The sequence below is a fragment of the Streptomyces piniterrae genome, assembly GCF_005048155.1.
GTDB classification, from domain to species: Bacteria; Actinomycetota; Actinomycetes; order Streptomycetales; family Streptomycetaceae; genus Streptomyces; species Streptomyces piniterrae.
The window spans coordinates 332025-356257 of sequence record NZ_SUMB01000009.1; the positions used below are offsets into that span (position 1 = coordinate 332025).

20 protein-coding genes and 3 pseudogenes are annotated in these 24233 nt (G+C 70.0%); 10 read left to right on the forward strand and 13 right to left on the reverse strand.

The genetic code is table 11. From position 1 onward, the window contains the following. Positions 1-245: 245 nt before the first annotated feature. The 3 genes from FCH28_RS25635 to FCH28_RS25645 all read right to left on the reverse strand — a co-directional run bounded on the left by FCH28_RS25635 (position 246) and on the right by FCH28_RS25645 (position 4203). Positions 246-1658, reverse strand: a complete 1413-nt coding sequence (locus tag FCH28_RS25635; protein ID WP_136742499.1) for an amino acid permease — start codon at positions 1656-1658, stop codon at positions 246-248. A 172-nt stretch (positions 1659-1830) separates the two neighbouring features. After that, positions 1831-2835, reverse strand: coding sequence for an ornithine carbamoyltransferase (gene argF / locus FCH28_RS25640; RefSeq protein WP_136742500.1), 1005 nt, complete (start codon positions 2833-2835; stop codon positions 1831-1833). Positions 2836-2967: 132 nt separating this feature from the next. Beyond that, positions 2968-4203, reverse strand: coding sequence for an arginine deiminase (locus tag FCH28_RS25645; RefSeq protein ID WP_136742501.1), 1236 nt, complete (start codon positions 4201-4203; stop codon positions 2968-2970). A gap of 207 nt (positions 4204-4410) precedes the next feature. On the opposite strand from FCH28_RS25645, the gene FCH28_RS38285 reads away from it, so the two are divergent. After that, the gene (locus tag FCH28_RS38285) at positions 4411-4557 is read left to right on the forward strand and encodes a hypothetical protein (protein WP_169314238.1); all 147 of its coding nucleotides are present in this window, start codon (positions 4411-4413) and stop codon (positions 4555-4557) included. Here the strand turns inward: FCH28_RS38285 and tnpA are convergent. After that, positions 4518-4778 (reverse strand): annotated as a pseudogene (gene tnpA, locus FCH28_RS25650) (IS200/IS605 family transposase); the annotation flags it as partial. The gene FCH28_RS38285 and the pseudogene tnpA sit on opposite strands and share 40 nt — an antisense overlap. Before the next feature lie 23 nt (positions 4779-4801). Between tnpA and FCH28_RS25655 the strand changes: the two are divergent. From FCH28_RS25655 to FCH28_RS25665, 3 genes and pseudogenes are all read left to right on the forward strand, one after another. Further along, entirely contained in the window at positions 4802-6127 is a 1326-nt protein-coding gene (locus FCH28_RS25655; protein WP_136742502.1) for an RNA-guided endonuclease InsQ/TnpB family protein, read from the forward strand. A 56-nt stretch (positions 6128-6183) separates the two neighbouring features. Continuing rightward, positions 6184-6660, forward strand: coding sequence for a hypothetical protein (locus FCH28_RS25660; protein WP_136742503.1), 477 nt, complete (start codon positions 6184-6186; stop codon positions 6658-6660). A gap of 11 nt (positions 6661-6671) precedes the next feature. Continuing rightward, positions 6672-6920: pseudogene (locus tag FCH28_RS25665) on the forward strand (helix-turn-helix domain-containing protein); the annotation flags it as partial. A gap of 21 nt (positions 6921-6941) precedes the next feature. Here the strand turns inward: FCH28_RS25665 and FCH28_RS25670 are convergent. Together FCH28_RS25670 and FCH28_RS25675 are read right to left on the reverse strand one after the other, a co-directional pair. Continuing rightward, a complete protein-coding gene (locus FCH28_RS25670; RefSeq protein WP_136742567.1) occupies positions 6942-9662 on the reverse strand; it encodes a polynucleotide kinase-phosphatase in 2721 nt (906 codons plus the stop codon). A 95-nt stretch (positions 9663-9757) separates the two neighbouring features. Continuing rightward, positions 9758-11254 (reverse strand): 3' terminal RNA ribose 2'-O-methyltransferase Hen1, encoded by a 1497-nt coding sequence (locus tag FCH28_RS25675; RefSeq protein WP_136742504.1) that lies wholly within the window; start codon positions 11252-11254, stop codon positions 9758-9760. A gap of 331 nt (positions 11255-11585) precedes the next feature. Here FCH28_RS25675 and FCH28_RS25680 point away from each other — a divergent pair, with 331 nt between their 5' ends. Continuing rightward, positions 11586-12350, forward strand: coding sequence for a LamB/YcsF family protein (locus FCH28_RS25680; protein WP_136742505.1), 765 nt, complete (start codon positions 11586-11588; stop codon positions 12348-12350). A gap of 65 nt (positions 12351-12415) precedes the next feature. Here the strand turns inward: FCH28_RS25680 and FCH28_RS25685 are convergent, their stop codons facing one another. Beyond that, a complete protein-coding gene (locus FCH28_RS25685) occupies positions 12416-13300 on the reverse strand; it encodes a 5-oxoprolinase subunit C family protein (RefSeq protein WP_136742506.1) in 885 nt (294 codons plus the stop codon). Further along, positions 13297-13953: a 5-oxoprolinase subunit B family protein gene (locus FCH28_RS25690; protein WP_342781666.1), complete on the reverse strand. Its 657-nt coding sequence runs from the start codon at positions 13951-13953 to the stop codon at positions 13297-13299. Before FCH28_RS25690 ends, FCH28_RS25685 begins: the two co-directional genes overlap by 4 nt. A 463-nt stretch (positions 13954-14416) precedes the next feature. On the opposite strand from FCH28_RS25690, the gene FCH28_RS25695 reads away from it, so the two are divergent. Next, positions 14417-15691 (forward strand): MFS transporter, encoded by a 1275-nt coding sequence (locus FCH28_RS25695; RefSeq protein ID WP_246103186.1) that lies wholly within the window; start codon positions 14417-14419, stop codon positions 15689-15691. A gap of 192 nt (positions 15692-15883) precedes the next feature. Beyond that, positions 15884-16570 carry a GntR family transcriptional regulator gene (locus tag FCH28_RS25700; protein WP_136742508.1) on the forward strand — a complete coding sequence of 229 codons (687 nt, stop codon included), beginning with the start codon at positions 15884-15886 and terminating at the stop codon, positions 16568-16570. Positions 16571-16698: 128 nt separating this feature from the next. Here the strand turns inward: FCH28_RS25700 and FCH28_RS25705 are convergent, their stop codons facing one another. Then, entirely contained in the window at positions 16699-17517 is an 819-nt protein-coding gene (locus FCH28_RS25705; protein ID WP_246103187.1) for a putative hydro-lyase, read from the reverse strand. Between the two features lie 355 nt (positions 17518-17872). Between FCH28_RS25705 and FCH28_RS25710 the strand changes: the two genes are divergently transcribed. Beyond that, positions 17873-18796 (forward strand): LLM class F420-dependent oxidoreductase, encoded by a 924-nt coding sequence (locus FCH28_RS25710; protein ID WP_136742509.1) that lies wholly within the window; start codon positions 17873-17875, stop codon positions 18794-18796. A gap of 332 nt (positions 18797-19128) precedes the next feature. Here FCH28_RS25710 and FCH28_RS25715 read toward each other — a convergent pair whose 3' ends face one another. The 4 genes from FCH28_RS25715 to FCH28_RS25730 all read right to left on the reverse strand — a co-directional run bounded on the left by FCH28_RS25715 (position 19129) and on the right by FCH28_RS25730 (position 22377). Next, the gene (locus tag FCH28_RS25715) at positions 19129-19584 is read right to left on the reverse strand and encodes a DUF6099 family protein (RefSeq protein ID WP_136742510.1); all 456 of its coding nucleotides are present in this window, start codon (positions 19582-19584) and stop codon (positions 19129-19131) included. Positions 19585-19977: 393 nt separating this feature from the next. Continuing rightward, positions 19978-20337, reverse strand: a complete 360-nt coding sequence (locus FCH28_RS25720) for a nucleotide pyrophosphohydrolase (RefSeq protein WP_136742511.1) — start codon at positions 20335-20337, stop codon at positions 19978-19980. Then, positions 20334-21932, reverse strand: coding sequence for a biotin transporter BioY (locus tag FCH28_RS25725; RefSeq protein ID WP_136742512.1), 1599 nt, complete (start codon positions 21930-21932; stop codon positions 20334-20336). The genes FCH28_RS25720 and FCH28_RS25725 overlap by 4 nt, the downstream gene beginning before the upstream one ends. Before the next feature lie 55 nt (positions 21933-21987). Beyond that, complete coding sequence (locus tag FCH28_RS25730) at positions 21988-22377, reverse strand: cell division protein SepF (RefSeq protein ID WP_136742513.1); 390 nt, start codon at positions 22375-22377, stop codon at positions 21988-21990. Between the two features lie 226 nt (positions 22378-22603). Between FCH28_RS25730 and FCH28_RS25735 the strand changes: the two are divergent. Together FCH28_RS25735 and FCH28_RS25740 are read left to right on the forward strand one after the other, a co-directional pair. Beyond that, a pseudogene (locus tag FCH28_RS25735) lies at positions 22604-23528 on the forward strand (magnesium and cobalt transport protein CorA). Positions 23529-23624: 96 nt separating this feature from the next. Further along, a complete protein-coding gene (locus FCH28_RS25740) occupies positions 23625-24197 on the forward strand; it encodes a hypothetical protein (protein ID WP_136742514.1) in 573 nt (190 codons plus the stop codon). Positions 24198-24233: the final 36 nt, after the last annotated feature.

The window sequence follows — 24233 nt, forward strand, 5'->3', positions numbered from 1 at the left end:
TTTTCGGCTGGCCCGCCGTGGGGGTTTCTCGCCGTTGCTCCCCCACTGCCTGAAGGGCGTGGGAGGTACCCCCACGCGGCGGGCGTGGGTTGTACGGGTGCGGTGACAGCCCTCAGGACTCCGTCCTGCGGTCTGTCCCCTCCCGTGGGTGGGTGGTGAAGCCGAGTGGGGGCGGGCGTTGAGTGTCTCGTTCGGTGAGGAACCCCCATGGCGGGACGGCCGAAGGCGGCGGGAACCAAGTCGGCTCAAGCCGAGCGCAGCGTCGACCGCCGGCGACCGTAAAGCGCGTACACCAGGGCTCCCACCACCAGGAAGCCCGCGAACTGCAGCCATGTCGCCAGGCCCGTGCCGTACATCAGGTAGCCGCAGAAGGCGATGCCGAGGACGGGGCTGACCGGGAAGAGCGGGACGCGGAAGCGGCGGGGCAGATCGGGGCGGGTGCGGCGGAGGACCATCACGCTGACGTTGACCACCGCCATGACGGCCAGCGTTCCGATGGTCGTCAGGTTCATCACGACGTCCAGCGGCACGACCGCGGCCGGGATCGCGAAGACGACCGCGACGATCCAGGTGTTGGCGACGGGGGTGGAGGTGCGGGGCGATATCCGCTCGAAGATCCGCGGGATCAGCCCGTCCCGCGACATCGACATCAGGATGCGGGTCTGGCCGTACATCACGGCGAGGACGACGGACGCGATGGCGACGACCGCGCCGAAGGCGATCACCCCGCCGCCGAGCGTCGAGTCGGTGACCCGGTTGACGATCAGCGAGAGCGCGGCGGGCTGGTCGGCGACCTGGTCGGAGGAGAGCGCACCGATCGCGGAGACCGCGACCAGGCAGTACAGCACGGTGACCACACCGATGCAGATCATGATCGCGAGGGGTATGTTGCGGCGCGGGTTGCGGACCTCTTCGCCGGCCGTCGTGATCGCGTCGAAGCCGATGTACGAGAAAAACGCGACCGAGGCGCCCGAGGTGATGCCGGCGACGCTCTGCGGGGCGAACGGCGAGAGGTTCCCGTCCTGGAAGGCCGTGAGGCCGATCACGCAGAACAGGATCAGAATCGCGATCTTGAGGACGGCCATGGCGGCGGTCGCGCGGGCGCTCTCCCGGATGCCGCGGACGAGGAGGAGCGCGGCGAGCAGCATCACGACGACGGCCGGGATGTTGACGATGCCGCCGTCACCGGGCGGGCTGGAGAGCGCCGCCGGCAGCTCCCAGCCGATGAGGCTGCCCAGCAGCTCGTTCAGGTACTGGCCCCAGCCGACGGCGACCGCGGAGACCGAGATGCCGTATTCGAGGAGCAGGCACCAGCCGACGAGAAAGGCGGTGCGCTCGCCGAGGGTGGCGTAGGCGTAGGAGTACGAGCTGCCGGAGACGGGTATCGCGCCGCCCAGCTCCGCGAAGGAGAACGCGGTGAAGACGCAGGTGAGGGCGGCCAGCACGAAGGAGACGAGGACGGCGGGGCCGGCCTCGGCGACGGTGTCGGACAGCCCGACGAAGATTCCGGTGCCGACGATGGCGCCGATGCCGAAGCACACGAGCTGGAAGAGCCCCATGCTGCGCTTGAGGCCGTGGCCTTCGAGGTCCGCGCCGGATTCGGCGACGAGGAGGTCGGGGGACTTGATGCGCAGTCCGGACGGACCTGACGAGCTCATGGGGTGGTTCTCTTCTCTGGTGGTGCGGGGTGTGAGGCCGGGGTGGGGCCACACGCATCGGGGTCCGGACCGGTGGGTCCGAACCCCGTGAGCGGCCCGATGGTAGCCGCTATGTGTGCATGATCGCCCATCTGCCCGTATGGATATGCGGGCAGATGGGGCAGGGGGCCGCTCAGCCCGCCATCGTCGCCACCAGCACCGCCTTGATCGTGTGCATCCGGTTCTCCGCCTCGTCGAAGACGACGGAGTGCGCCGACTCGAAGACCTCGTCGGTGACCTCCAGCGACGTCAGCCCGTGCCGCTCGTGGATCTCCCGGGCGACGGCCGTGCCCAGGTCGTGGTAGGCGGGCAGGCAGTGCAGGAACTTCACGTCCGGCTTGCCGGTGGCGCGCAGCACGTCCATGGTGACCGCGTACGGCGCGAGCAGCGCGATCCGCTCGTCCCAGACCTCCTTGGGCTCGCCCATGGAGACCCAGACGTCGGTGGTGACGAAGTCCGCGCCGCGTACGCCGTCGGCGACGTCCTCGGTGAGCGTGATGCGCGCGCCGCTGGTCTCGGCGAGCGCCTGTGCGCGGGCGACGACCGCCTCCTCGGGCCACAGCTGCTTCGGCGCCACGATCCGTACGTCCATGCCGAGCAGGGCGCCGGTGACGAGGTAGGAGTTGCCCATGTTGTTGCGGGCGTCGCCGAGGTAGGCGAAGGCGGTCTCCTCCAGGGGGCGGCCGGCTCCGTGCTCGACCATGGTCAGCACGTCGGCGAGCATCTGGGTGGGGTGCCAGTCGTCGGTCAGCCCGTTGAAGACGGGCACACCGGCGTGCGCGGCGAGTTCCTCGACGTCCGACTGCCGGCTGCCGCGGAACTCGATGCCGTCGAACATCCGGCCGAGCACCCGGGCGGTGTCTTTGACGGACTCCTTGTGCCCGATCTGCGAGCCGGACGGGTCGAGGTAGGTGGTCGACGCGCCCTGGTCCGCCGCCGCGACCTCGAAGGAGCAGCGGGTCCTGGTGGAGGTCTTCTCGAAGATCAGGGCGATGTTCTTGCCCCGCAGGCGGGCGACCTCGGTCCCGGCGCGCTTGGCGGCCTTGAGCTCGGCCGCCAGGCCGATGAGTCGGCGGAATTCCTCGGCGCTGAAGTCCAGCTCCTTGAGGAAGTGGCGGCCCGTGAGGTCTGTCGCCATGGTGGGCTCCTGGTTCGTGGCGGTCGGGAGGGACGCGGACTCTGGAAGTGTATACGCACTACCGTATCTCTATACGAAGAGTGTGTGCGAGCCCACGCCCCTCAGGAGTCCTCCCAGCCCTACCCGGCGCCCTCAGCCCGTACCCGGCACCGCGTCCCGCTGCACCGGGCAGCTCATACAGCGCGGTCCGCCCCGTCCCCGCCCCAACTCACTGCCCGGGATCGTGATCACCTCGATGCCGCGCTTGCGCAGAAAGGTGTTCGTGGTGACGTTCCGCTCGTACGCCACCACCACGCCCGGCTCCACCGCCAGCACGTTGCACCCGTCGTCCCACTGCTCGCGCTCCGCCGAATGCACGTCCTGCGTCGCGGTCAGCACCCGGATGTCGGCCAGGCCCAGCGCGGCCGCTATGGCGCGGTGCATATGCTCCGGCGGGTGGTCGGTGACCTTGAGGTCCCGGTCGCCCGAGCCCGCCTCGATGGTGTACGAGCGGAGCATGCCCAGTCCCTCGTACTGGATGAAGGTGTCCCCGTCGATCATGGTCATGACGGTGTCCAGGTGCATGAAGGCCCGCCGCTTGGGCATGTCGAGCGCCACGATCGTGCGCGCCGAACCGGCCGCGAACAGCCCGCGCGCCAGCAACTCCACGGCCTGCGGAGTGGTCCGCTCGCTCATCCCGATCAGCACCGCGCCGCTGCCCAGCACCAGGACGTCGCCGCCCTCGATCGTCGAGGGGAAGTCGGCCTGCCCCTCCGACCAGACATGGAAGTCCTCGCTCCGGAAGAGCGGATGGTGCCGGTAGATCGCCTCGTAGTGCACGGTCTCGCGCTGCCGGGCCGGCCAGCGCATCGCGTTGATCGACACCCCGTCATAGACCCAGGCGGAGGTGTCGCGGGTGAAGAGGTGGTTGGGCAGCGGGTCCAGCAGGAAGTCGTCGAGGTCCATCACATGGAAGCGGACCGAGGTGGGCTCGGGGTGGCGCTCCAGGAACTCGCGCTTGGTCATACCGCCGACCAGCGCTTCGACGAGTTCCGGCACCGGCAGCTCGTCGAAAGCGGCCCGCAGATGGTCGGTGGCCAGCGGCCCGTACTCCTTCTCGTCGAAGACGCGGTCCAGTACGAGCGTGCGCGCCTCGGGAATCCGCAGGCTGTCGGCCAGCAGATCACCGAAGAGGTGCACGTCGATACCCCGGTCCCGGAGCACGTCCGCGAACCCGTCGTGCTCGGCCCGCGCCCGGCGGACCCACAACAGATCGTCGAAGAGCAAGGCGTCCTTGTTCGTCGGAGTGAGCCGCTTCAGCTCCAGATCGGGGCGATGCAGAATGACCCGGCGCAGCCGCCCGGCCTCGGAGTCGACATGGAATCCCATCTCCCCATCTTGGCCGCTTCCCGGGCCAGATGACGGTCGCGGGGACGATGTCGGGGATGTCGGCGGGATGGTGCCGCCTTCCCCGCGGCCCCCGCCTCTCTCACCGCGTCGCCCCGCCGCCCGCCATCGCGGCCAGCGGCGCCCAGGAGAACCGCAGCTGGCAGCCCTGCCGCCCGAGGTAGTCGATCTCCGGGTAGCGGAGATCGTGTGCCGGCCCTCGATCTGCCCCGCAGGGCCCGGCGTTCCCTCGGCGTGCAGCGCCCAGCCGTGGCCGACGCGTGGCTGTCCTCGGTCGAGGCCCTGGCGCAGCGGCGGGCGGTGACCAGCTTGGAGAGCTGCACCTTCGGCGGATAGTGCATCAGCAGGTGTACGTGATCCTCCTCGCCGTTGAACTGCTTCAGCTCGGCTTCGAAGTCCTCGCACACCTCCCGCATGATCTCCTCGCAGCGCGTCAGCATGGCGCCGGTGAACGCATTCCGTCGGCACTTCGTGACGAAAACCAAATGAACGTGCAGGTTGTACACGACGTGACGGCCGGTGCGCACATCAGGGTTCGGATTCCAACGAGGCGACACAGACCAGCGACAGTCTTTCGGTCATGAGTCAACTTGCCACGGTTAAACGACAGTTCGGGCATCGTGCCCGTCTTGCGCTGTCGCCTGCCGAGGTGTTGACGCTCGACGGCCAGGCGCACGCCGCCCGGACGATGTGGAACCTCCTCCACGACTGGTGGACGATGCTCCCCAAGGGCAAGCGGTCCTTGGCATTGGCGGACGCCGCGATACGGCAGGCCCGCAAGGATCTGGACTGGCTCGGCGTTCTGCCGGCGCAGGCCGCGCAGGCCGTGTTGAAGACGTACTTCCAGTCCTGGAAGAACTGCTGGGACGGACGGGCCGAGGCGCCGAACTTCAAGGCCCGGTTCCGGTCGCCGATGTCGGTGGACATTCCGCAGGGCCGGGACCTGAGCATCGTCCGTGTGCACCGCCGCCGGGGCATGGTCAACATTCCCAAGCTGGGACGGGTCCGCTTCCGCTGGACCAAGGACCTGCCCGTGGGGAAGCGGGCGAACAAGGAGAACCGGATCACCGGAGCCCGGCTGGTCAAGGACGCTTTGGGCTGGCACATCGCCTTCCGCGTCCAGACCCTCGAAGCCAAGCCGGAGCCCCACCAGGGACCGGAAGTCGGTATCGACGCCGGGGTGAACCTGCCGCTCGCCCTGTCCAACGAGGACCACCAGGACCACGGCCGGCCGCCCCGGCTCCCGGACGGCAAGTCCGATCGGGACAAGTGGCTGACGCCGAAGGAGAAGGCCAAGCTGCTCCGCCTGGAGCGGGAGGCCGCGCACCGCAAGACGTTCCGCAAGCGCGGACAGCAGTCATCCCGCCGCTTGCAGCACACCTACGACCAGATCAAGCAGCTCCGAGCAACAGCCACGCGACGAGCACTCGACTGGCAGCACCAGACGACCACCTACCTCGCCCGCACCTATGGCGTGATCGTGGTCGAACAGCTCAACATCACGAACATGGTCAAGTCCGCTCGGGGCACCGTCGAGGAGCCGGGCACCAACGTCAAGGCCAAGGCCGGGCTCAACCGCTCCAACCTCCAAGAGGCGTGGCGCCGCACGGTCACGATGCTGACGTACAAGCTGGAGCGCCTCGGCGGCGAGCTGGTCAAGGTTCCCGCCCCGTACACCTCCCAGCGCTGCTCGGCGTGCGGCCTCATCACACCCGGCAGCAGGGAAGACCAAGCCACGTTCGTATGCAAGAACCCGGACTGCGGATGGTCAGGCAACGCCGACCACAACGCAGCCCGGAACATCTTGCACCTGTACCGGATCGGCCACGGAACCGTGGTCATCCCGGCTGCCGGGAGAGCAGTCGTCAGGCGCACTCGCGGCGTCCAGCCCGCCGCCGCAAGGTAGGCGGGAATCCCCCGGCTCTGGCCGGGGAGAGCTTCAACTGTAAGGAGAGGCATCCGATGCGCGTAGGGATCACCGGGCACCGAGGACTGAGCACGGAAGTTGAGCGCCAGGTACGGCGCCTCCTGGACCAGGCGGTACACGACTACGTCTCGACCGACCTGATCGGCGTCTCGTGCATCGCGGACGGCGCCGACGCCTGGTTCGCGGAAGCGGTGCTGCGGCACGGCGGGCGACTGGAGGTCGTCGTCCCCGCCATGGAGTACCGCGACGGCCTCCCCGACTGGCACCACCCCGTCTATGACGAATTGATCCGCCACGCGTCCGACGTCCACGAAACCGGCCTGATCACCTCGGACTCCGCCGCGCACATGGCGGGCAGTGAAACCCTCGTCGGCCTGGTCGACGTGTTGATCGCAGTGTGGGACGGGGAACCGGCACGGGGCTACGGGGGTACCGCCGACGTGGTCGCCTATGGCAAGCACACGGGGACGCCCGTACGCGTGCTGTGGCCTGAAGGCGCGACCCGCGGATAGTCACGCACCGCAACACCAGCCCCCGCACCCTCGTACGCCGCTTCCACGCCACGACAGGCACCACGCCCATGCAGTGGCTCCAGACCCAACGCCTCGCCCGTGCCCGCGAGTTGCTCGAATGCAGCGACCTGCCGGTGGACCGGGTCGCGGAGGTCTCCGGCCTCGGTACCGGCGCCAACCTGCGCCGCCACTTCACCCGCGCCGTCGGTGTACCGCCGATCGACTACCGGCGGTCCTTCCGGGCGGCGCGGGTGGCGTGACCTCGGCCCGTACGCCCGCCCCTACAACCGCGGGTCCACCGGCTCGGACTCCAGCGCGAGCACCGCGAAGACCGCCTCGTGCACCCGCCACAGCGGTTCGCCGTCCGCCAGCCGGTCGAGCGCCTCCAGCCCGAGCGCGTACTCGCGCAGGGCCAGCGAACGCTTGTGGCCGAGGTGGCGTACGCGCAGCCGCCGCAGGTTCTCCGGGCGGGTGTACTCAGGACCGTAGATGATCCGCAGGTACTCGCGGCCGCGGCACTTGATGCCCGGCTGTACGAGCCGTCCGTCCTTCTGCCGCACCAGCGCCTGGACCGGCTTGACGACCATGCCCTCGCCACCGTCGGCGGTGAGATCCAGCCACCATGCGATACCGGCCGCGACCGATGCCTCGTCCTCGGTGTCGACGACGAGCCGGCGGGTCGGCGCGAGCAGCCCGCGCCGGTCCGCGACCCCGTCCGCCGCCGCGATCTCGCCCTCCGCCGCGATGAGCCGGTCGATCAGCGCGAGCTGCTCGGTGTGCGCCAGCCCGGCGAGGCTGCGGCCCTGCACGGCGAGAATCTGGAACGGGGCGAGCCGTACGCCGTCCAGCGCATCGGCCCCGTCGGCCGCACCAGTGCCGTCCCCTCCGCCGGCCGCGTCGGCGCCAACCCGCCAGCAGTAACGCCGGTAGGCGTCCGTGAACGCCGCGGCGTCCGCGGCCCGGTCGCGCTGCCGCCCCAGCAGAGTCGACACATCGACACCCCGCGCGGCCGCCGACTCCAGCGCGGCGAGCGCGCCGGGGAACACCGCCCCGGACGCCGCACCGACAGCCGCGTACTGCTTGCGCAGCAGACCGGTCGCCTTCAGGGACCACGGCATCAGCTCGGCGTCCAGCAGCAGCCAGTCGGTCTCCAGCTCGGTCCACAGTCCGGCCCGGTCGGCGCAGTCACGTATCCGCCGCAGAACGCGCTCGGTCGTCTCCGCGTCGTCGAAGAACGGCCGCCCCGTACGGGTGCAGAGCGCGCCCGTCACCCCCTTCGGCACCCCGAAGCTCTCGGCGGCCGCGGCCTCGTCCCGGCAGACCAGGACCACCGCGCGCGAGCCCATGTGCTTCTCCTCGCACACCACCTCGCGCACACCGTCGGCACGGTAGGCGGCGAACGCCTCCCTCGGGTGCTCCAGGTAGCCCCCCTCAGCGGCTTCGCCGCCGGCCTCCTCCTTGGAGGTCGCGCAGGGCGCCATCGTCGGCGGAAGGTACGGCAGCAGCCGCGGGTCGATCGCGAAGCGGCTCATCACCTCCAGCGCGGCCGCGGAGTTCTCCTCCTTGACCGCGAGCCGGCCCATGTGGCGGGTCTCCACGATGCGCTTGCCCACCACGTCGTTCAGGTCGAGCGGTCGGCCGTCCGCACCACCCGGTGCCTCGGTGGCGAGCGGTTTGGTGGGCTCGTACCAGACCCGCTCCGCCGGTACGTCGACCAGCTCGCGCTCCGGCCAGCGCAGCGCCGTCATCGTGCCACCGAAAACACAGCCGGTGTCCAGGCAGATGGTGTTGTTGAGCCAGTTGGCGCGCGGAGTGGGCGTGTGGCCGTAGACGACGGCGGCGCGGCCCCGGTAGTCCTCGGCCCACGGGTAGCGCACCGGGAGCCCGAACTCGTCGGTCTCGCCGGTCGTGTCGCCGTACAGCGCGAACGACCGCACCCGGCCCGACGTCCGGCCGTGGTACTTCTCCGGCAGTCCGGCGTGGCACACCACCAGCCCGCCGCCGTCCAGGACGTAGTGGCTGACCAGGCCCTGGATGAAGTCGCCGACCTCGGCGCGGAAGGCGTCGTCCTCCCGGTCCAGCTGCTCGGTGGTCTCCGCCAGACCGTGCGTGTGCTGGACCTTGCGGCCCTTGAGGTACCGGCCGAGCTTGTTCTCATGGTTGCCCGGCACACACAGCGCGTGGCCGGCCCCGACCATGCCCATCACCAGACGCAGCACTCCGGGGCTGTCCGGCCCGCGGTCGACCAGGTCGCCGACGAAGACGGCGGTACGGCCCTCCGGGTGCGCCGCGTCCACGGCCCGGCCGAGCTCATCGCGCACCAGCGCATAGCCGAGCCGCCCGAGCAGCGTCTCCAGCTCGGAGCGGCAGCCGTGGATGTCACCGACGATGTCGAACGGGCCGGTGAGGTGGCGCAGGTCGTTGAACCGCCGCTCGGTGACGACCTCGGCCGACTCGACCTCTTCCTGGCCACGCAGGATGTGCACCTTGCGGAAGCCTTCGCGCTCCAAGTGCCGCAAGGAACGCCGCAGTTCACGCTGATGACGCTGGATGACCCGGCGCGGCAGCCCGGCCCGGTCGGCGCGCCCGGCATTGCGCTCGGCGCAGACCTGCTCCGGTACGTCGAGCACGATCGCCACCGGCAGTACGTCGTGCTCGCGCGCCAGCCGTATCAGCTGGGCACGGGACTCGGACTGCACGTTGGTGGCGTCCACGACGGTCAGCCGACCGGCCGCGAGCCGCTTGCCGGCGATGAAGTGCAGCACGTCGAAGGCGTCGCCGCTGGCTCCCTGGTCGTTCTCGTCGTCGCTGACCAGCCCCCGGCAGAAGTCGGAGGAGATGACCTCGGTCGGCTTGAAGTGCCGGGCGGCGAAGGTGGACTTGCCGGAGCCGGTGGCCCCCACCAGCACCACGAGCGAGAGGTCGGGCACGGGCAGCACACGGTGCGGCCGGGACCGGTCCGCCTCGTTCCGGTCGTCGCTCTGGTTCTGCTTCTGGCTCATGGTCTCGGTCTTGATCTCGGTCTTGATCTCGGTCTTGATCTCGGTCTCGTTCTCGGTCTCGGCACTGGTCGCAGGCGCCGTACGGTCGGTGTCCGTCATGCCGCAGCCTCCTTCGTACGCGCCACACCGTCCGAACCGTCCGCACCGTCCGAACCGTCCGCCATCCGGAAGTGCGCGAGCTGGGTGGGCGGCCCGACCTCGGGGTCGTCCGGCCCCACGGGACCGAAGGTCACCGTGTAGCCGTGCCGCCCGGCGACCTCCCGCGCCCACCGCCGGAACTCCTCCCGCGTCCATTCGAAGCGGTGGTCCGCATGGCGCACATGGCCGGCCGGCAGCGACTCCCAGCGCACGTTGTACTCGACGTTCGGCGTCGTCACCACGACCGTCCTCGGCCTGGCCGACCCGAACACCGCGTACTCCAGCGCAGGCAGCCGCGCCGGATCGACATGCTCGACGACCTCGCTCAGCACCGCCGCGTCATACCCGCCGAGCCGGGTGTCGGTGTACGCCAGCGATCCCTGTACGAGGCGCACCCGCTCCGACTGCCGCTCGGACATCCGGTCCAGCCGCAGCCGGCGCCGCGCTTCGTGCAGCGCCCGCATCGACACATCCACCCCGACGATCTCGGTGAACTGCTTCTCCTTGAGCAGCGCACCGACCAACTGGCCCTGCCCGCAGCCCAGATCGAGCACCCGCGCCGCATCGGCCCCGCGCAGCACCGTGAGTATCGCCTCGCGCCGCTGTACGGCGAGCGGCACCGGCTTCTCCTCGGTGTCGGTCTCCTCGTCCACGGCGTTGTCGATCTCCTCGACCTGCACTCCGTCGGCCTCGGCCAGCCGCTCCAGCTCCAGCCGCTCCATGGCCTGGCGGGTCAGCGACCCGCGCCGTGCGAGATAGCGGCCGACGATCACCCGCTGCTCGGGGTGGCCCTCCAGCCAGCCCTCGCCGGCGCGCAGCAGTTTGTCGACCTCGTCGGGCGCGACCCAGTAGTGCTTGGCGTCGTCCAGGACCGGCAGCAGCACATACAGATGCCGCAGCGCGTCGGCGAGCCTGAGCTCCCCTTCCAGGACGAGCCGCACGTAGCGCGATTCGCCCCATTCCGGGAACGTCTCGTCCAGCGGCAGCGGCTCGGCCAGCACCGTCCACCCCAGCGGCCGGAACAGTTTCCGCACCAGCTCCGCGCCGCCCCGGGCGGGCAGCACGGGCACCTCGACACGCAACGGCAGTGCCCGTTCGGGCAGCTCGGGCCGGGCCGCGCACTGCCCCTTCAGCGCGCTCGCGAAGACGCTCCGCAGCGCCACCGCCAGCAGCGAGGACGCCGCGTAGGGCCGGTCGTTGACGTACTGCCCGAGCGCCGAATCCGGAGCGCCGCCCCGGCCCTTCCCCCGCCCCCTGCGGACCAGGGCGACGGGATCGACCTCCAGCAGCAGCGCCGCCGTGCACCGTTGGGCGTCCGCCTCGGGGTAGAGCACATGCGCGGTGCCGTACGACGTGGAGAACTGCTGCGCCTTGTCGGGGTGCTTGTGCAGCAGGAACCCGAGGTCGGTCGCGGGGCGTTCGGCGGTGCCGGTGGTGGTTATCGTCAGGAACACTGTGGGATGCCTCGAAACGTCTTCTGAGCTGCGGAAACTCACCGTTCGGTGGCGCGCGGGCGCAGATCGCGCACAGGCGCAGGAACCCGGGTGGACCACAGCGACGGGACACCACAACGTACAGCGGACGCCCCTGGGGTACGCAGGGATTTTCCGTCCGCCGCGGTCGCCCGAGCCGCGCCGAACAGGGGCGGCCTCGGGGCAGACGCCCGCTTCAGCCCCATGCCACCCCTTGCCGCATTGTTCAACAATCCTCTATCGTGTGGGCCTCGAAGTGCCAGCGGGCGTTCTCGGGCCCGGCGTGCGGCCCGGCATGCCGGAACGGATGGACATGACCGACGCAGTGATCGATCTCAACGCCGACCTCGGCGAAGGATTCGGGCGCTGGAGCCTCACCGACGACGAGGCCCTGCTCTCGGTGGTCACCAGCGCCAACGTCGCCTGCGGCTTCCACGCCGGGGACCCCGGCACCATGCGCCGGGTCTGCGCGCTGGCCGCCGAGCGAGGCGTCACGATCGGCGCCCATGTCTCGTACCGGGACCTCGCCGGCTTCGGTCGCCGCGCGATGGACGTACCGGCCGACGAGCTCGCCCACGAAGTCGCCTACCAGATCGGCGCACTGGCGGTCTTCGCCAAGGCCGCTGGGGCGCGCGTCGGATATGTCAAACCGCACGGTGCGCTGTACAACCGCGTCGCCGTCGACGACGAGCAGGCGACGGCCGTCGTCGACGGCATACTGCTCGCCGGTGGGGACGTTCCCGTCCTCGGCCTGCCGGGATCCCGGCTGCACGCCGCCGTCGAGAAGGCCGGACTGGCCGCGGTCGGCGAGGCGTTCGCCGACCGCGCCTACGCCGCGGACGGCACGCTGGTCCCCCGCAGCCACCCCGAAGCGGTCGTCAAGGACCCGTCCGCGGTCGTCCGGCGCTCCCTCCGCCTCGCCCGCGACGGCGAAGTCACCGCATCCGACGGCACCCGCGTCCGCCTGCGGGCACGCTCCCTGTGCCTGCACGGCGACACCCCCGGTGCGGCCGAACTCGCCCGGACGGTCCGTACGGAGCTGGTGGCGGCCGGGGTCCGGCTGCAGTCCTTCGTGTGAGGCCCTGCCGGCGGGCCGCCATGTCCCGGGCCGGTCCGCCGAGTCACCGCCCCTTGGCGGGTGACTCACTCAGCCGGCCGGCGTCGGCGCCGCGTCGGCACAAAGCGGACCGGAAGGCCCGGCACCGCCTGCGCGGCCGCGAACAGCCGGCTCTCCGGCACCACGCCGATCACCGGGTAGCCACCGGTCGTCGGGCAGTCGGCGAGGAACAGCACGGGTTTCCCGTCGGGCGGCACCTGGACGGCCCCCGGCACCATGCCTTCGCTGGCCAACTCGCCGTGCACGGCGCGCTCCAGGGCCGGCCCCTCGGTGCGGAGCGCGATGCGGTTGCTCGCCGGGGAGACGGAGAACCGGGCCGCGGCGAGGGTGCGCACGGCGGCGCCGGTGAACCAGTCGTCCCGCGGACCGAGCAGCACCGGCAGCACCAGCTCCCGTTGGGGCCCCTGCCACACCACGGTGTCGGCATGGCGGGACGGCGCGATCCTTGCGCCCAGGGGAAGGGCGTCACCGTCCGCGAGGGGCGCCGGCCCCAGCCCGGACAGCAGGTCGGTGGAACGGCTGCCGAGAACGGGGGCGACCGTGATGCCTCCACCGATGGCCACGTAGCTGCGCAGGCCGCCGGTGGTGAGCCCCACGTCGAGGACGGCACCGGCGGGCAGGTGCACCGCGGCGGCCCACGCCACCGGCCGGCCGTCCACACGCACCGGGGCGGGCGCACCGGTCACCGCGACGGTGACGGCCTGGCTCGCGCGCACCGCCACGCCGGTCAGCGTGGTCTCCAGCGTCGCGGCATCGGCGGGATTGCCCACCAGCCGGTTCGCCAGCCGGTGTGCCGGCTGGTCGAGGGCACCGGACCGCGGGACCCCGAGACCGGCATGCCCATACCGCCCCAGGTCCTGGAGGGTGGTCAGCGCCCCGGCCCGTACGACCTCCAGCTTGCCGCCGCTCACGCGCGCCTCTCGGCACTCGTCGAACGGACGCTGACGGGCGCCTCACCGGGCGCCGGCTCCTGGGGTACGAAGCGCACCCGCGTGCCCGGGGTCAGCAGGGCCGCGGGCTCGCGTTCCAGGTCCCAGAGGGGGACGTCCGTCCTTCCGATCAGCTGCCAGCCTCCTGGCGAGACACGGGGATAGATGCCGGTGTACGTGCCCGCGAGCGCCACGGAGCCGGCCGGTACGGAGGTGCGCGGCACCGCGAGCCGGGGCACCTGGTATGCGCCGGGGAGGCCGGTCAGGTAGGCGAAGCCGGGAGCGAACCCGCAGAAGGCCACCCGGTGTTCGGCACCGCTGTGCACCCGCACCACCTCCTCCTCGCTGACGCCCCACAGCCCGGCGACCGCGCCCAGGTCGGCCCCGTCGTACCGCACGGGAATCTCCACCAGGGGCCCGTCGTCCGCGGTCGGCCCGGACACGGACCACCGCGGCAGTTCCCGGTGGATGCTGTCGACATCGGACACGCCGTACAGCAGCACCGTCTTCTCCCCCGGCACGATGTCCCGTATGGGCGTCACCGTGCCGGCGCCACGGCGGCGCAGCAGCTCGGCGTGCCATGCCTGGGCCTCTGCCGGACTGTCGAGGTCGAGGAGCAGCGAGTCCTCTCCCATCGGAAGCAGCCTCACGCGCCGACCCCCGCCCCGACCGCGGCCGACCGCGGCGTCAACTCGCCTGTGGGGCCGCTCACATGACGTCTCATCACTGGTGTCCGGCGGGTGCCCGGCGTCTCTACGGGGGCGACTGTCGCCATGGGAGATCCTCTCGTCACGGGCAAGCCAGGCGCAGGTGCCCATCGCGGCATGCGACCCGCCGCAAATATAGTAATCGTTGAACGATCCGACAAGGCTTGCTCCCACGAGGCCACACCTCCACGGACGACCCACAGTCTTCCTGCGCGTTCGGCGCGCCACCCCATGAGAACCGACCCGAGTTCCAGAAAATCCCTCACACCCTCTTGAGGGATCGTTGAACGATCCATACCTTGGTCCCCTGGCCCCGGCCCCCTTGGCCCCACCCATGTGAGCCGCAGGTACGCGAACAGCCAGACGTCCAGGCCCCACAGTGAGGTGCATCGTGACAACCACGCCCACCAGCGCCCCGGCAGCCGGCGGTGAGACCACCGGCCCGTTTGCCTGGTACCGGTCGTTCAACGCCCAAGGCCGTCGCGCCTTCAAGGGAGCGTTCGGCGGATTCGCTCTCGACTCCTACGACTTCCAGGTCCTGCCGCTGAGCATGGTCGCGATAGCGGCCTACTTCAGCCTCACCACGGCGCAGACAGGACTGATGACCACCGTCACCCTGCTGGTCTCCGCGCTGGGTGGCGTACTGGCCGGGGTGCTGATCGACCGGGTCGGCCGGGTGAAGACCCTGATGATCACGGTGGCCACGTACGCCGTCTTCACGGTGCTGTGCGGCTTCGCGGTGAGCTATCCGATGCTGCTGGTGTGCCGGGCTCTGCAGGGCATCGGTTTCGGTGGTGAGTGGGCGGCCGGTGCGGTCCTGATCGCCGAGTACGCCTCCACCCGCTACCGCGGCCGAGTCCTGGCCTTCATCCAGAGTTCCTGGGCGGTGGGCTGGGGACTGGCCGTCATCGTGGCCACCGTCGTCATGGACAACGTCGCACCCGAGCTCGCCTGGCGCGTGATGTTCTGGACCGGCGCCCTGCCGGCACTGCTGCTGGTCTACGTACGCCGCCACGTCAAGGACGCCCCCGAGGTCACCGAGCAGCTGGCCCACAAAGCCGAACGCGTCCCCCTGGCCTCGATCTTCCGCGGCGGCCTGGGCCGCAAGACCCTCTTCGCCACCCTGCTGGCCACCGGCGTCCAAGGCGGCTACTACACCATCGCCACCTGGCTGCCCACCTACCTCAAAACCGAACGCGGACTGACCGTCGTCGGCACCGGCGGCTATCTGTTCGCCCTCATCACCGGCGCGTTCTGCGGCTACCTCACCGCCGGCTACCTCGTCGACCTCCTCGGCCGCAAGAAATCCTTCGCCCTCTTCGCCGTCCTCAGCGCCGGCCTGCTGATCGCCTACATCAACATCCCCCCGGGCAGCAACCAACTCCTGCTCATCCTCGGCTTCCCCCTCGGCTTCTCCGCCTCGGCCATCTTCGGCGGCTTCGGCTCCTTCCTCGCCGAGCTCTACCCCACCACCGTCCGCGGCATGGGCCAAAGCTTCACCTACAACGTCGGACGCGCCGTGGGCGCCTTCTTCCCCACCGCGGTCGGCTTCTCCGCCGGCAGCGCGGGCGTGGGCAGCGCCCTCACCTACGGCGCCGTCGGCTACGCCCTCGCCCTCGTCGCCCTCCTCGGCCTCCCCGAAACCCGCGGCACCGACCTCACCTGAAGCCACCAGCCGCGTGCTCTCGTCGCCACCTCGGAGCGGGCTGCCGGTTGCGCGCGGCTCAGGCCGGCAAAATCATCGAACGATCCAACGAGGCTGCGCCCCTCTCGTTCACCAATCCCCGGATTGCCTACAATCGGTGGCAGTACTTCAAGGTCGTCAGAACCTTCTGACGCCGGGGGAAGGATGGACACCATGGCAGCCGAGGTCGACCCCTCCGGGCTCGTCAGCGATCGCCCTCTCCTCGGACGCACGAGCACCGCCGAACGGGTCGCCGACATTCTGCGCACGCGGATCGCGGAGGGGTACCTCTCGCCGGGGACCAAGCTCTCGGAAGACGCGATCGGCGAGGCCCTCGGCATCTCCCGCAATACGCTGCGAGAGGCGTTTCGACTGCTCACCCACGAGCGGCTGCTGGTCCACGAGCTCAATCGCGGCGTGTTCGTCCGCGTCCTGACCGTCTACGACGTGAAGGACATCTTCCGGGTGCGGCGGCTGATCGAATGCGCCGCCGTGCGCAACCTCGGCGTACCGCCCTACGACCTGACCTCCGCCGCGGCCTCGGTCGCCGAAGGCGAGAGGGCCGCGGCGGAGGGCGCCTGGCGCGATCTGGGCACCGCCAACATCCACTTCCACCGGGCGATCATCACCCTCACCCGCAGCCCGCGCCTGGACGACCTCATGAGCGGTCTGCTGGCCGAGCTGCGGCTGGTCTTCCACGCGATGGAGAACCCGCGCGAATTCCACGAGCCGTACCTGGCGCGCAACCGCGAGATCCTGGCCGCCCTGGAGGCGGCCGACAGGGTCAAGGCGGAGCTGCTGCTGGCCTCGTACCTCGACGACGCCGAAACCGAGCTCGTCCGGAGCTACTCGGAACGGTGAGCGGCATCGCCCGCCAACAACCCGATCCCATCGGGCCGTTTCCTCGGGCTCGACTTCGCCGATCCGTATGACCTCGGGAGCCGGCACACGGGGATCCCCCATCCCGCTCAGGCGATCGCGTATCCGGCTCAGGCGATCCGGTATTCGGTGTCGCGGACGTCGGTGATGAACATACGGCCCGGGATATGGCTGATGGCGAAGGGCGGCTTGACGGCCATCAGTGCGGCCTGGGTGGTCACCCCGCAGCCCCAGAAGACGGGTACGTCGCCGTCGCGCATCTCGACGGGATCACCGAAGTCGGGGCGGCCGAGGTCCCGGATCCCGAGGGCCTCGGGATCCCCGATCTGGACGGGCGCTCCATGGACGGCGGGCATCATGCCGCTTACCTGAACGGCCTTGGAGACGAGCCGAGCGGGTATCGGGCGCATGGAGACGACCATGGGCCCATGCATGCGTCCGGCGGGATTGCAGGGCCGGTTGGTGAGGAACATGGGGACGGCCGTGCCCTGCTCGACGTGGCGCAGCGGCACGCCCGCGTCGTGCAGCAGGGTCTCGAAGCTGAAGCTGCATCCGATGAGGAAGGTCACCAGGTCCTCCCGCCACACAGCGGTTGCGTTCGGCAGCTTGGCGCTGACCTGCCCCTCCTCCCACAGCAGATAGCCCGGAAGATCGGTGCGCAGATCCGCACCGGGCGCCAGGACGGATCGCCAGCTGCCGGGGTCGGTGACCTCCAGAACAGGACAAGGGACGGGATTGCGCTGCGCGAACAGCAACACGTCGTAGGCGTATTCCCTCGGCACGGTCAGCACGTTCACCTGGGTGTGACCGGGCGCCAGCCCCGATGTCGGCACATCCAGACCGTCCCGGAACGCGGCCCTGGCCCGCTTCGGCGTCCAGGAGCCCGAGTCCTGCATCGTCGACCACATGGTGATCACCCCGTTTGCCATGGCGTGCCCTCGGGAGGGCGCGCTGATTGCGGCGGAAGACTCACGGGCCAACCTAGAGAATTGTTCAACGATATCGCAAGACGTTGATGGCCCCCCTGCCGTGTCCGCGCGCCGTACACACCGGCGATAGGTGCGCGCGAAGTTCCGCCGTGTGAGCCGTCAACTGCCTTGGTCTACTTGCGCGGATGCGCCGCGGTCGCTTCCGCAAGGTCTCAGCCGAAACAGGCCGTCGGAGCGCTTCCTGCAACCACCACCGACATCCCGCCTGACCTGCCGCAACAGCCGAATTGTCGCTGTCCGCGACGCGCTCCCGCTGGCTCGTGTCGGCAGCGATCATCAAGGCAATATGGACGGTATGGAACTTCGCATCTTCACTGAACCCCAGCAAGGAGCCACCTACGAGACGCTGCTCCGCGTCGCGCGAGCCGCGGAAGAGCTCAACTACGGGGCCTTTTTCCGCTCTGATCACTACCTGCACATGGGCAATGTCGACGGGCTGCCCGGCCCTACGGACGCCTGGATCACCCTCGCCGGTCTGGCCCGCGAGACCAAACGGATCCGGCTCGGCACGCTGATGACGGCGGGCACCTTCCGCCTTCCCGGCGTACTCGCCATCCAAGTCGCCCAGGTCGACCAGATGTCGGGCGGCAGGGTGGATCTGGGACTCGGCTCCGGTTGGTACGCGGAGGAGCACGCCGCGTACGGAATCCCGTTCCCGAAGGAAAAGTTCGGCCGGCTTGAAGAACAACTGGCGATCATCAGGGGCCTCTGGGACACACCCGTGGGCGACCGCTTCAACTTCGACGGGATTTTCTACCAGCTGCAGGACTCCCCGGCACTCCCGAAGCCGGCACAGCCGCATGTCCCCCTCCTCATCGGCGGACACGGCGCCAAGCGCACACCGGCCCTCGCCGCGCAGTACGCCGACGAGTTCAACATCCCCTTCGCGTCTCTGGAGGACACGGAGCGGCAGTTCAAGCGCGTCCGGGCGGCGGCCGAAGAGCGCGGCCGTAAGGCGGATGACCTCGTCTACTCCAACGCCCTCGTCGCCTGCGTGGGCAAGACCGACGCCGAGATCAAGCGCCGTGCCGACGCGATCGGCCGAGAGGTCGAAGAGCTGAAGGCCAATGGGCTGGCGGGCTCTCCGGCCGAGGTCGTGGAACGACTGCAGCAGTTCGCGGCCCTCGGATCGCAGCGCGTCTATCTCCAGATGCTGGACCTCGCCGACCTGGACCACATGGAACTCATCGCTTCAGAGGTCATGCCGCAACTCGGCTGACCGCTCGGCGTCCCGTCGGAGCATCGGAACAGGTGCGGCTCGCCCGGCGGGACGCCGGAGGACGCGGGAGAGGTGACGGTAACGGCGGAGTGGCGACGACAACCGCAGAAGTGGTGACGGGTGGCCGGGGAGCGGTCGCGGTAGCCGCGAACGATCGAGGGCAGTGGGCGGACGGTGGACGGTGCCCGCTGGACGGCGGCTCTTGCGGCGGCGGACGGTGGCGGTGACGGTGACGGCCCCCATGGCCGACCTCATGGCCTGCCAGGGCGACGGACGTGGGTGTGGGTGTGGGCGTAAGGTGTGAGCTTTCCTGCGGGTGCACGCATTCCGCGTCAGGCGAGATCCCGGTCGCGCACCTCCAGCTTTTCCAGTATTCCGGCCACGCGGTCCCTCGCTTCATCGGCCATGTCGATGGCCTCGACACAGGTCCAGTACATCCCCTCCTCCTCCGCCGTCGACACCACACTGACCAGCGCCTCGCACACCTCTTGCAGCAGTTGGCACAAGCCGGTTAAAGCGGCCTTGACATCACGCACTTCGGACAGCTGAGCCGCCCGCAGCCCACCGGCCGCAGGCGCCGGGCACAGCAGTCCCCCGCTTGACCGCCCGCCCGCCTCGCCCAACCCGCGCGCCCTGGCCCGCACTTCATACGGCCCGAATATCGCGAGATGGCCGCCGATCGCCTCAGCCAAGGCTTGCGCCTGCCATGCTTCGACGACCACGGCATATGCCGTGTCCGCCTGCGCCAGACCGCGCCGGTTGGCCGCGATGATCCGCACCGCGTCCATCCGCGCCCCCTCCTTTCCTCATCAGTCACTTTCCCTCTACACTCTTTCCACTACCCAGAGTGAGGTCGAACACCCAAAAAAGCCAGGGGAATTCGCAAATCTGTGGACAAGCAAGACGCTGTGGAAAGATCCATGACTCCATAGAGTGACAATAGGCCGGTTTAAGTCCGCCCTTTCCCCCTCACGTCCCCCTGGTTCCGCCAACCACCCTCCCACCACAGGCCACTTGGGCTACCGCCGACACTCCCGTCACACCGATCAACGCGATCCCCGCCCATCGGCCTACGCAGCCGCCGGCGGCCAACGAACGTCATAACGAGCCGAACGGAATGGAATGGAATGGAATGGAGGGGCGGGGAAGCCTCGGGAACGTCCGCCCCGCCCGTCGCCGCCCTACTCCTCGCTCCCCCGCGGCCGGTCCGGACGCGCCTGGCGCACCGGCGGGAAACGCGACTCGTTGCGTTCGATTTTCGCGGCGAGCGCCGTAAGGGCATCGATGCCCAGGGCATCGCAGAACTGCAGCAGGTAGGCGAGCACATCCGCGACCTCGTCCTCGACCCGGCCGGCGCGCTCCGGGTCGGACATGACCTTCGCCGACTCCTCCGGGGTCAACCACTGGAAGATCTCGACCAGTTCGGCGGCCTCGACGCTGAGCGCCGCCGCCAGGTTCTTCGGGGTGTGGTACTGCTGCCAGTCCCGGGCGGCCGCGAATGCCGCGAGTCGTCGTTGCAGGGCATGAAGATCGTCACTCATACCCCTAGGTGTAGCACCCGAACGCCGGGCAGCCCCTCGACGACCGATGGGTCGCGCACCGTCCCCAGCAACCGGACATGCCCCCGCTCGGCCATCCGCACGGCCAGCGACACCAGCTCCCGCGCCTGCCTGCCGTCCATGCAGCGGTCCATCCCGTCCGCCAGGACCGTCATCTGCTGCTGCGCCGACGGGATCTCTCCGGCCGGGTCCATGGCCAGCACCCCAGGACCGGTGAGCAGCACCAGCGCCAGTGCGAGAAAGCGCAGCTCACCATCGCCGAGCTGCTCGACCGGCAACGCCCCCAGCGCGCCCCGGTCGATCACCGCCCGGACGCCTTGGGACCCATTCCCCACCTGGACCCCATTCGCCGCCCGCGCCCCATCCTTCGCCTGACCCGCATGACCTGCATGACCTGCATGACCTGCATGACCTGCATGACCTGCATGAACCGCTGACACCGGCTGAGCCCCTTGTGTCACCTGAGCCCCGTCCGGCGCCTGCCCCACTCGTGCCGCCGCAGGCCCGGTCGCCTGCCCCGACCCGGCCGCGGCGTCCGCCCCCGGCCCCTCGCCGTTCCCCTGCCGTGGCACCGCCCGCAGCCCGTCGACGGGCCCGCCGCATGCGTCCCGTACGGCCTTGACCAGCACCTCGTGCCGCACCCTGCACTCACGGCTCGTCCGCTCCAGCACCGCCGGAAGGTTGTCGCAGGAGGACCGCAGCCGGCCCTCGTCGACCTCCTCATCACCGTCACGCCCCCAGTCGCCGGTCGCGCCGGCACCCCGCCGCCCCGTACGCGCACCCGGGCGCCCGGCCCCGCGAGTTCCCCCGGAACCCCCCGCCCGGCCACCCCCACGAGCCCCGTTCCGCGCCACGCCTCCCCCACCGGACCCACCGGACCTGTCGGACCCACCGGCACCAGCACCCCCGCCCTCCATACCGTCCCCGTCCCCGGCCCCGTCCCTCCCCGCCGCCCGCATCACCTCCGGCCGCGGGTCGCAGACGAAGGCCGACCGGAGCGCGACCACGACCTGCTCCGCCGCGGCCAGTACCAGCCGCTGTCCCGCCGTCTTGCCCGCGACGCGCAACGGCAGCAGCGAGGTGCCCAGCCGGTCGTCGGGAAGCGGCGCACGCGTCACCGGAGTAGCGCCCGCCGTATGCCAGGCCGCTTGGACGGCGGGGCGGGCCGGGTCGGTGAGCGCGGTGGTGAGCAGCGTCTCGCCGCCGCCGGTCAACCGCTCGCCGACGACGCGCAGTTCGGGCTCGGCCTGCACCGCGAGATCGAGGTGGACGGGGCCGGCCGGACCGTCGACCGTGCAGCCGATACGGAATCCGCGCCGCCCCTGTCCGTCGGGGCGCGCCCCGGCCGGCACACATGCCGTGCCACCGCCCGCCACCTCCCGGACGGCCCGCCCCAGCCGCTCCCCGCTGCCGAGCCGGGCGAGGATCTCGTACGCCTGGAGCGCGCTGGACTTGCCGCTGCCGCTCTCGCCGGTCAGCAGCGTCAGCGGGCCGAGCGGCAGTCTGACGCCCCGATGGGTCTTGAAGGCGGACAGCCGCAATTCGGTGACCGCCGGCCGCACACTGTCGGTATCCATGCGGGGACGCTATGCAGCGGCTCCACCGGAGAACCGTTACGCCCGAGAGCTCTTCCTACGAACGGGGGACGGCGCCGCCCGCCGGTTCCGCGACCTCGGTGCCGATCGGCGCGAGCAGGAACACATTGGTGTCGACGCGGTGCATTCCGCTGCCGAGCCCGAAGACGACACCGCTGGAGAAGTCCAGGATGCGCTTGGCGACATCGGTGTCGGCGCTGCTGAGGTCCAACAGGACCGGGATCTGCGCCATGAGGTACTCGGCGACCTCGCGCGCGTCCGCGAAGGTCTGGACGCGGATGACGATGAACCGCCGCATCTCCTCCGCCGGTTCCTCCTCCGGGAGGGCGCGGTGGTCGGGCCAGGACGGCCATTCACTGCTGCTGCGGAGCGGGACGACCTCGGCGAGCCCTTCCCACTGCTCGTCGGTGGCATCGGGGTCGTTCACCGAATCACCTCACTCAGAGGAGCACTGGCTGTCTGGAGTACCGGTATCTGCATCGCACGATTCTATGGATAAACACACAAAGGCCGTTGGATGCGACACGCGGCGTCACACCCCGGCTCCATCCTGCACCATGCCCCCTGACCAGTGCTGACAGCCTCGGCAGATATCCTGCGTCGAGTTTCTGTGTGCCTGTTCATCCCCCCTTGTGACGGAGGTCGGTTCTGTCATGAGCGATGAACCTCCCCACCGGCGCCTGCGCGGCCTGCGTGGCCTGCGCAAACCCGCGAAGAAGCGGCCCGCCGCAGTGCCGCCGGCCGAAACCGCCGAACGGCCCGATGCGCCGGAGCCGCCCCCCGAAACCACCAACAGCGTCATCAATGCCGCCCTGTACCGGGACGGACACCGCGTCAGCACCCACGACACCCTCGCCGACACCTTCCGTCAGCTGCTCGCCACCCCGGACACGCTGGCCTGGATCGGCCTGCACCGCCCCACCCCCGCCGAACTCGTCAGCCTCGCCTCGGAGTTCGACCTCCACCCTCCCCCATAGCCCTGAACGGGCATGGGAGGTGCCCCCATGCCGTCGAGGACGCCCTGGAGGCCCATCAACGGCCGAAACTGGAGCGCTACGGGGGAACCCTTTTCGTCGTTCTGCGCGCCGCGCGCTACCTGGACGACTCCGAGGAGGTCGACTTCGGTGAGGTGCACGTCTTCGTGGGCCGCGACTTCGTCATCACCGTGCGGCCCCGAAGCGGTCCTTTACGCCATTCTGGACGCCGTCGTGGACGGCTACGCACCGGTCGTATCCGGCGTCCAGAACGACATCGACGAAATCGAGACCGAGGTCTTCGGCGGCGATCCGCGGGTTTCCCGCCGTATTTACGAACTCTCCCGCGAGGTCGTGGAATTCCAGCGCGCCACCCGCCCGCTGAACCGCATGCTGGAGAGCCTGACCGCGGGCTTCGAGAAGTACGCCATCGACGAGGAACTCCGCCGCTATCTGCGCGACGTGGCCGACCACGCACTACGGCATGAACTTCGAAATGATGCCGGAGCTGAAGTGGGCGGCCGGCTATCCCTTCGCCATCCTGCTGATGGCGGTCGTCTGCGTCACGCTGTATCTCATCTTCAAACGACGGGACTGGCTGTAGTGCGGGGCGCCGAAGCAGCGCTCGCCCCCGCCGGAACCACGGTTCATACGGCCCGGCCTGCGGCTGGGTGCGGACCGCTGGGTATCGTGGCGCCACGTGGGCGACAGCACTCTATGGACCCTGGCGATCGCGGCGCTGACCGGTGGCACCGCGGTGATCGCCAGTTGGGTCACCAGCCGCGGCAGTACCCAGGCCGCCAGGATCCAGGCGGAGATCGTCGCGCGATCGCAGCGCGCCGAGCGGCTGCGCGAGAGCCGGCGCGCGGCCTATCTCGATCTGATCGAAGAGACCCACCGGATAGGCGAGTTGTTCTGGGAGATATCCGCCGTGCTGCGGTCGTCCCCTTCCGCCGACCGCAGCGCCGCACTGCGCGAGCTGTACGACCGGGAGCTCGCCGAGTACGCGAAAATGCGCCGCTGTGCGCGCGTCGTGGAACTGGAGGGCCCGCCGTCGGCCGCCGCCGCGGCGCTCGCCCTGCAAAAGGCGACCGGCCCCTTCTTTGCTGCTTTCAAAGCCGAGTTGGATGCCGACGCGGACGCAGAACGCACCAGTGCCCGTTCCGATATCGACAACCATGAGGAATTCGACGCCGCCTACCACCCGTTCTGGAAGGCGCTGGAGGACTTCGTCGACGCGGCCCGCGACGCCCACCAGATGGATGAGGGCTGACCCGGGCAATCGCCGCACGGAAACCAGAGGGAGGGT

Bases quoted from the DNA above. Each gene is read 5' to 3' on its own strand.
- FCH28_RS25660 (WP_136742503.1), top strand. From the start codon at position 6,184: ATGCGCGTAGGGATCACCGGGCACCGAGGACTGAGCACGGAAGTTGAG.
- FCH28_RS25720 (WP_136742511.1), bottom strand. From the start codon at position 20,337: ATGAGTGACGATCTTCATGCCCTGCAACGACGACTCGCGGCATTCGCG.
- argF (WP_136742500.1), bottom strand. From the start codon at position 2,835: ATGGCGACAGACCTCACGGGCCGCCACTTCCTCAAGGAGCTGGACTTC.
- FCH28_RS25670 (WP_136742567.1), bottom strand. From the start codon at position 9,662: ATGAGCCAGAAGCAGAACCAGAGCGACGACCGGAACGAGGCGGACCGG.
- FCH28_RS25725 (WP_136742512.1), bottom strand. From the start codon at position 21,932: ATGGATACCGACAGTGTGCGGCCGGCGGTCACCGAATTGCGGCTGTCC.
- FCH28_RS25700 (WP_136742508.1), top strand. From the start codon at position 15,884: ATGGCAGCCGAGGTCGACCCCTCCGGGCTCGTCAGCGATCGCCCTCTC.
- FCH28_RS25705 (WP_246103187.1), bottom strand. From the start codon at position 17,517: ATGGCAAACGGGGTGATCACCATGTGGTCGACGATGCAGGACTCGGGC.
- FCH28_RS25635 (WP_136742499.1), bottom strand. From the start codon at position 1,658: ATGAGCTCGTCAGGTCCGTCCGGACTGCGCATCAAGTCCCCCGACCTC.
- FCH28_RS25655 (WP_136742502.1), top strand. From the start codon at position 4,802: ATGAGTCAACTTGCCACGGTTAAACGACAGTTCGGGCATCGTGCCCGT.
- FCH28_RS25680 (WP_136742505.1), top strand. From the start codon at position 11,586: ATGACCGACGCAGTGATCGATCTCAACGCCGACCTCGGCGAAGGATTC.
- FCH28_RS25645 (WP_136742501.1), bottom strand. From the start codon at position 4,203: ATGGGATTCCATGTCGACTCCGAGGCCGGGCGGCTGCGCCGGGTCATT.
- FCH28_RS25710 (WP_136742509.1), top strand. From the start codon at position 17,873: ATGGAACTTCGCATCTTCACTGAACCCCAGCAAGGAGCCACCTACGAG.
- FCH28_RS25715 (WP_136742510.1), bottom strand. From the start codon at position 19,584: ATGGACGCGGTGCGGATCATCGCGGCCAACCGGCGCGGTCTGGCGCAG.
- FCH28_RS25690 (WP_342781666.1), bottom strand. From the start codon at position 13,953: ATGGGAGAGGACTCGCTGCTCCTCGACCTCGACAGTCCGGCAGAGGCC.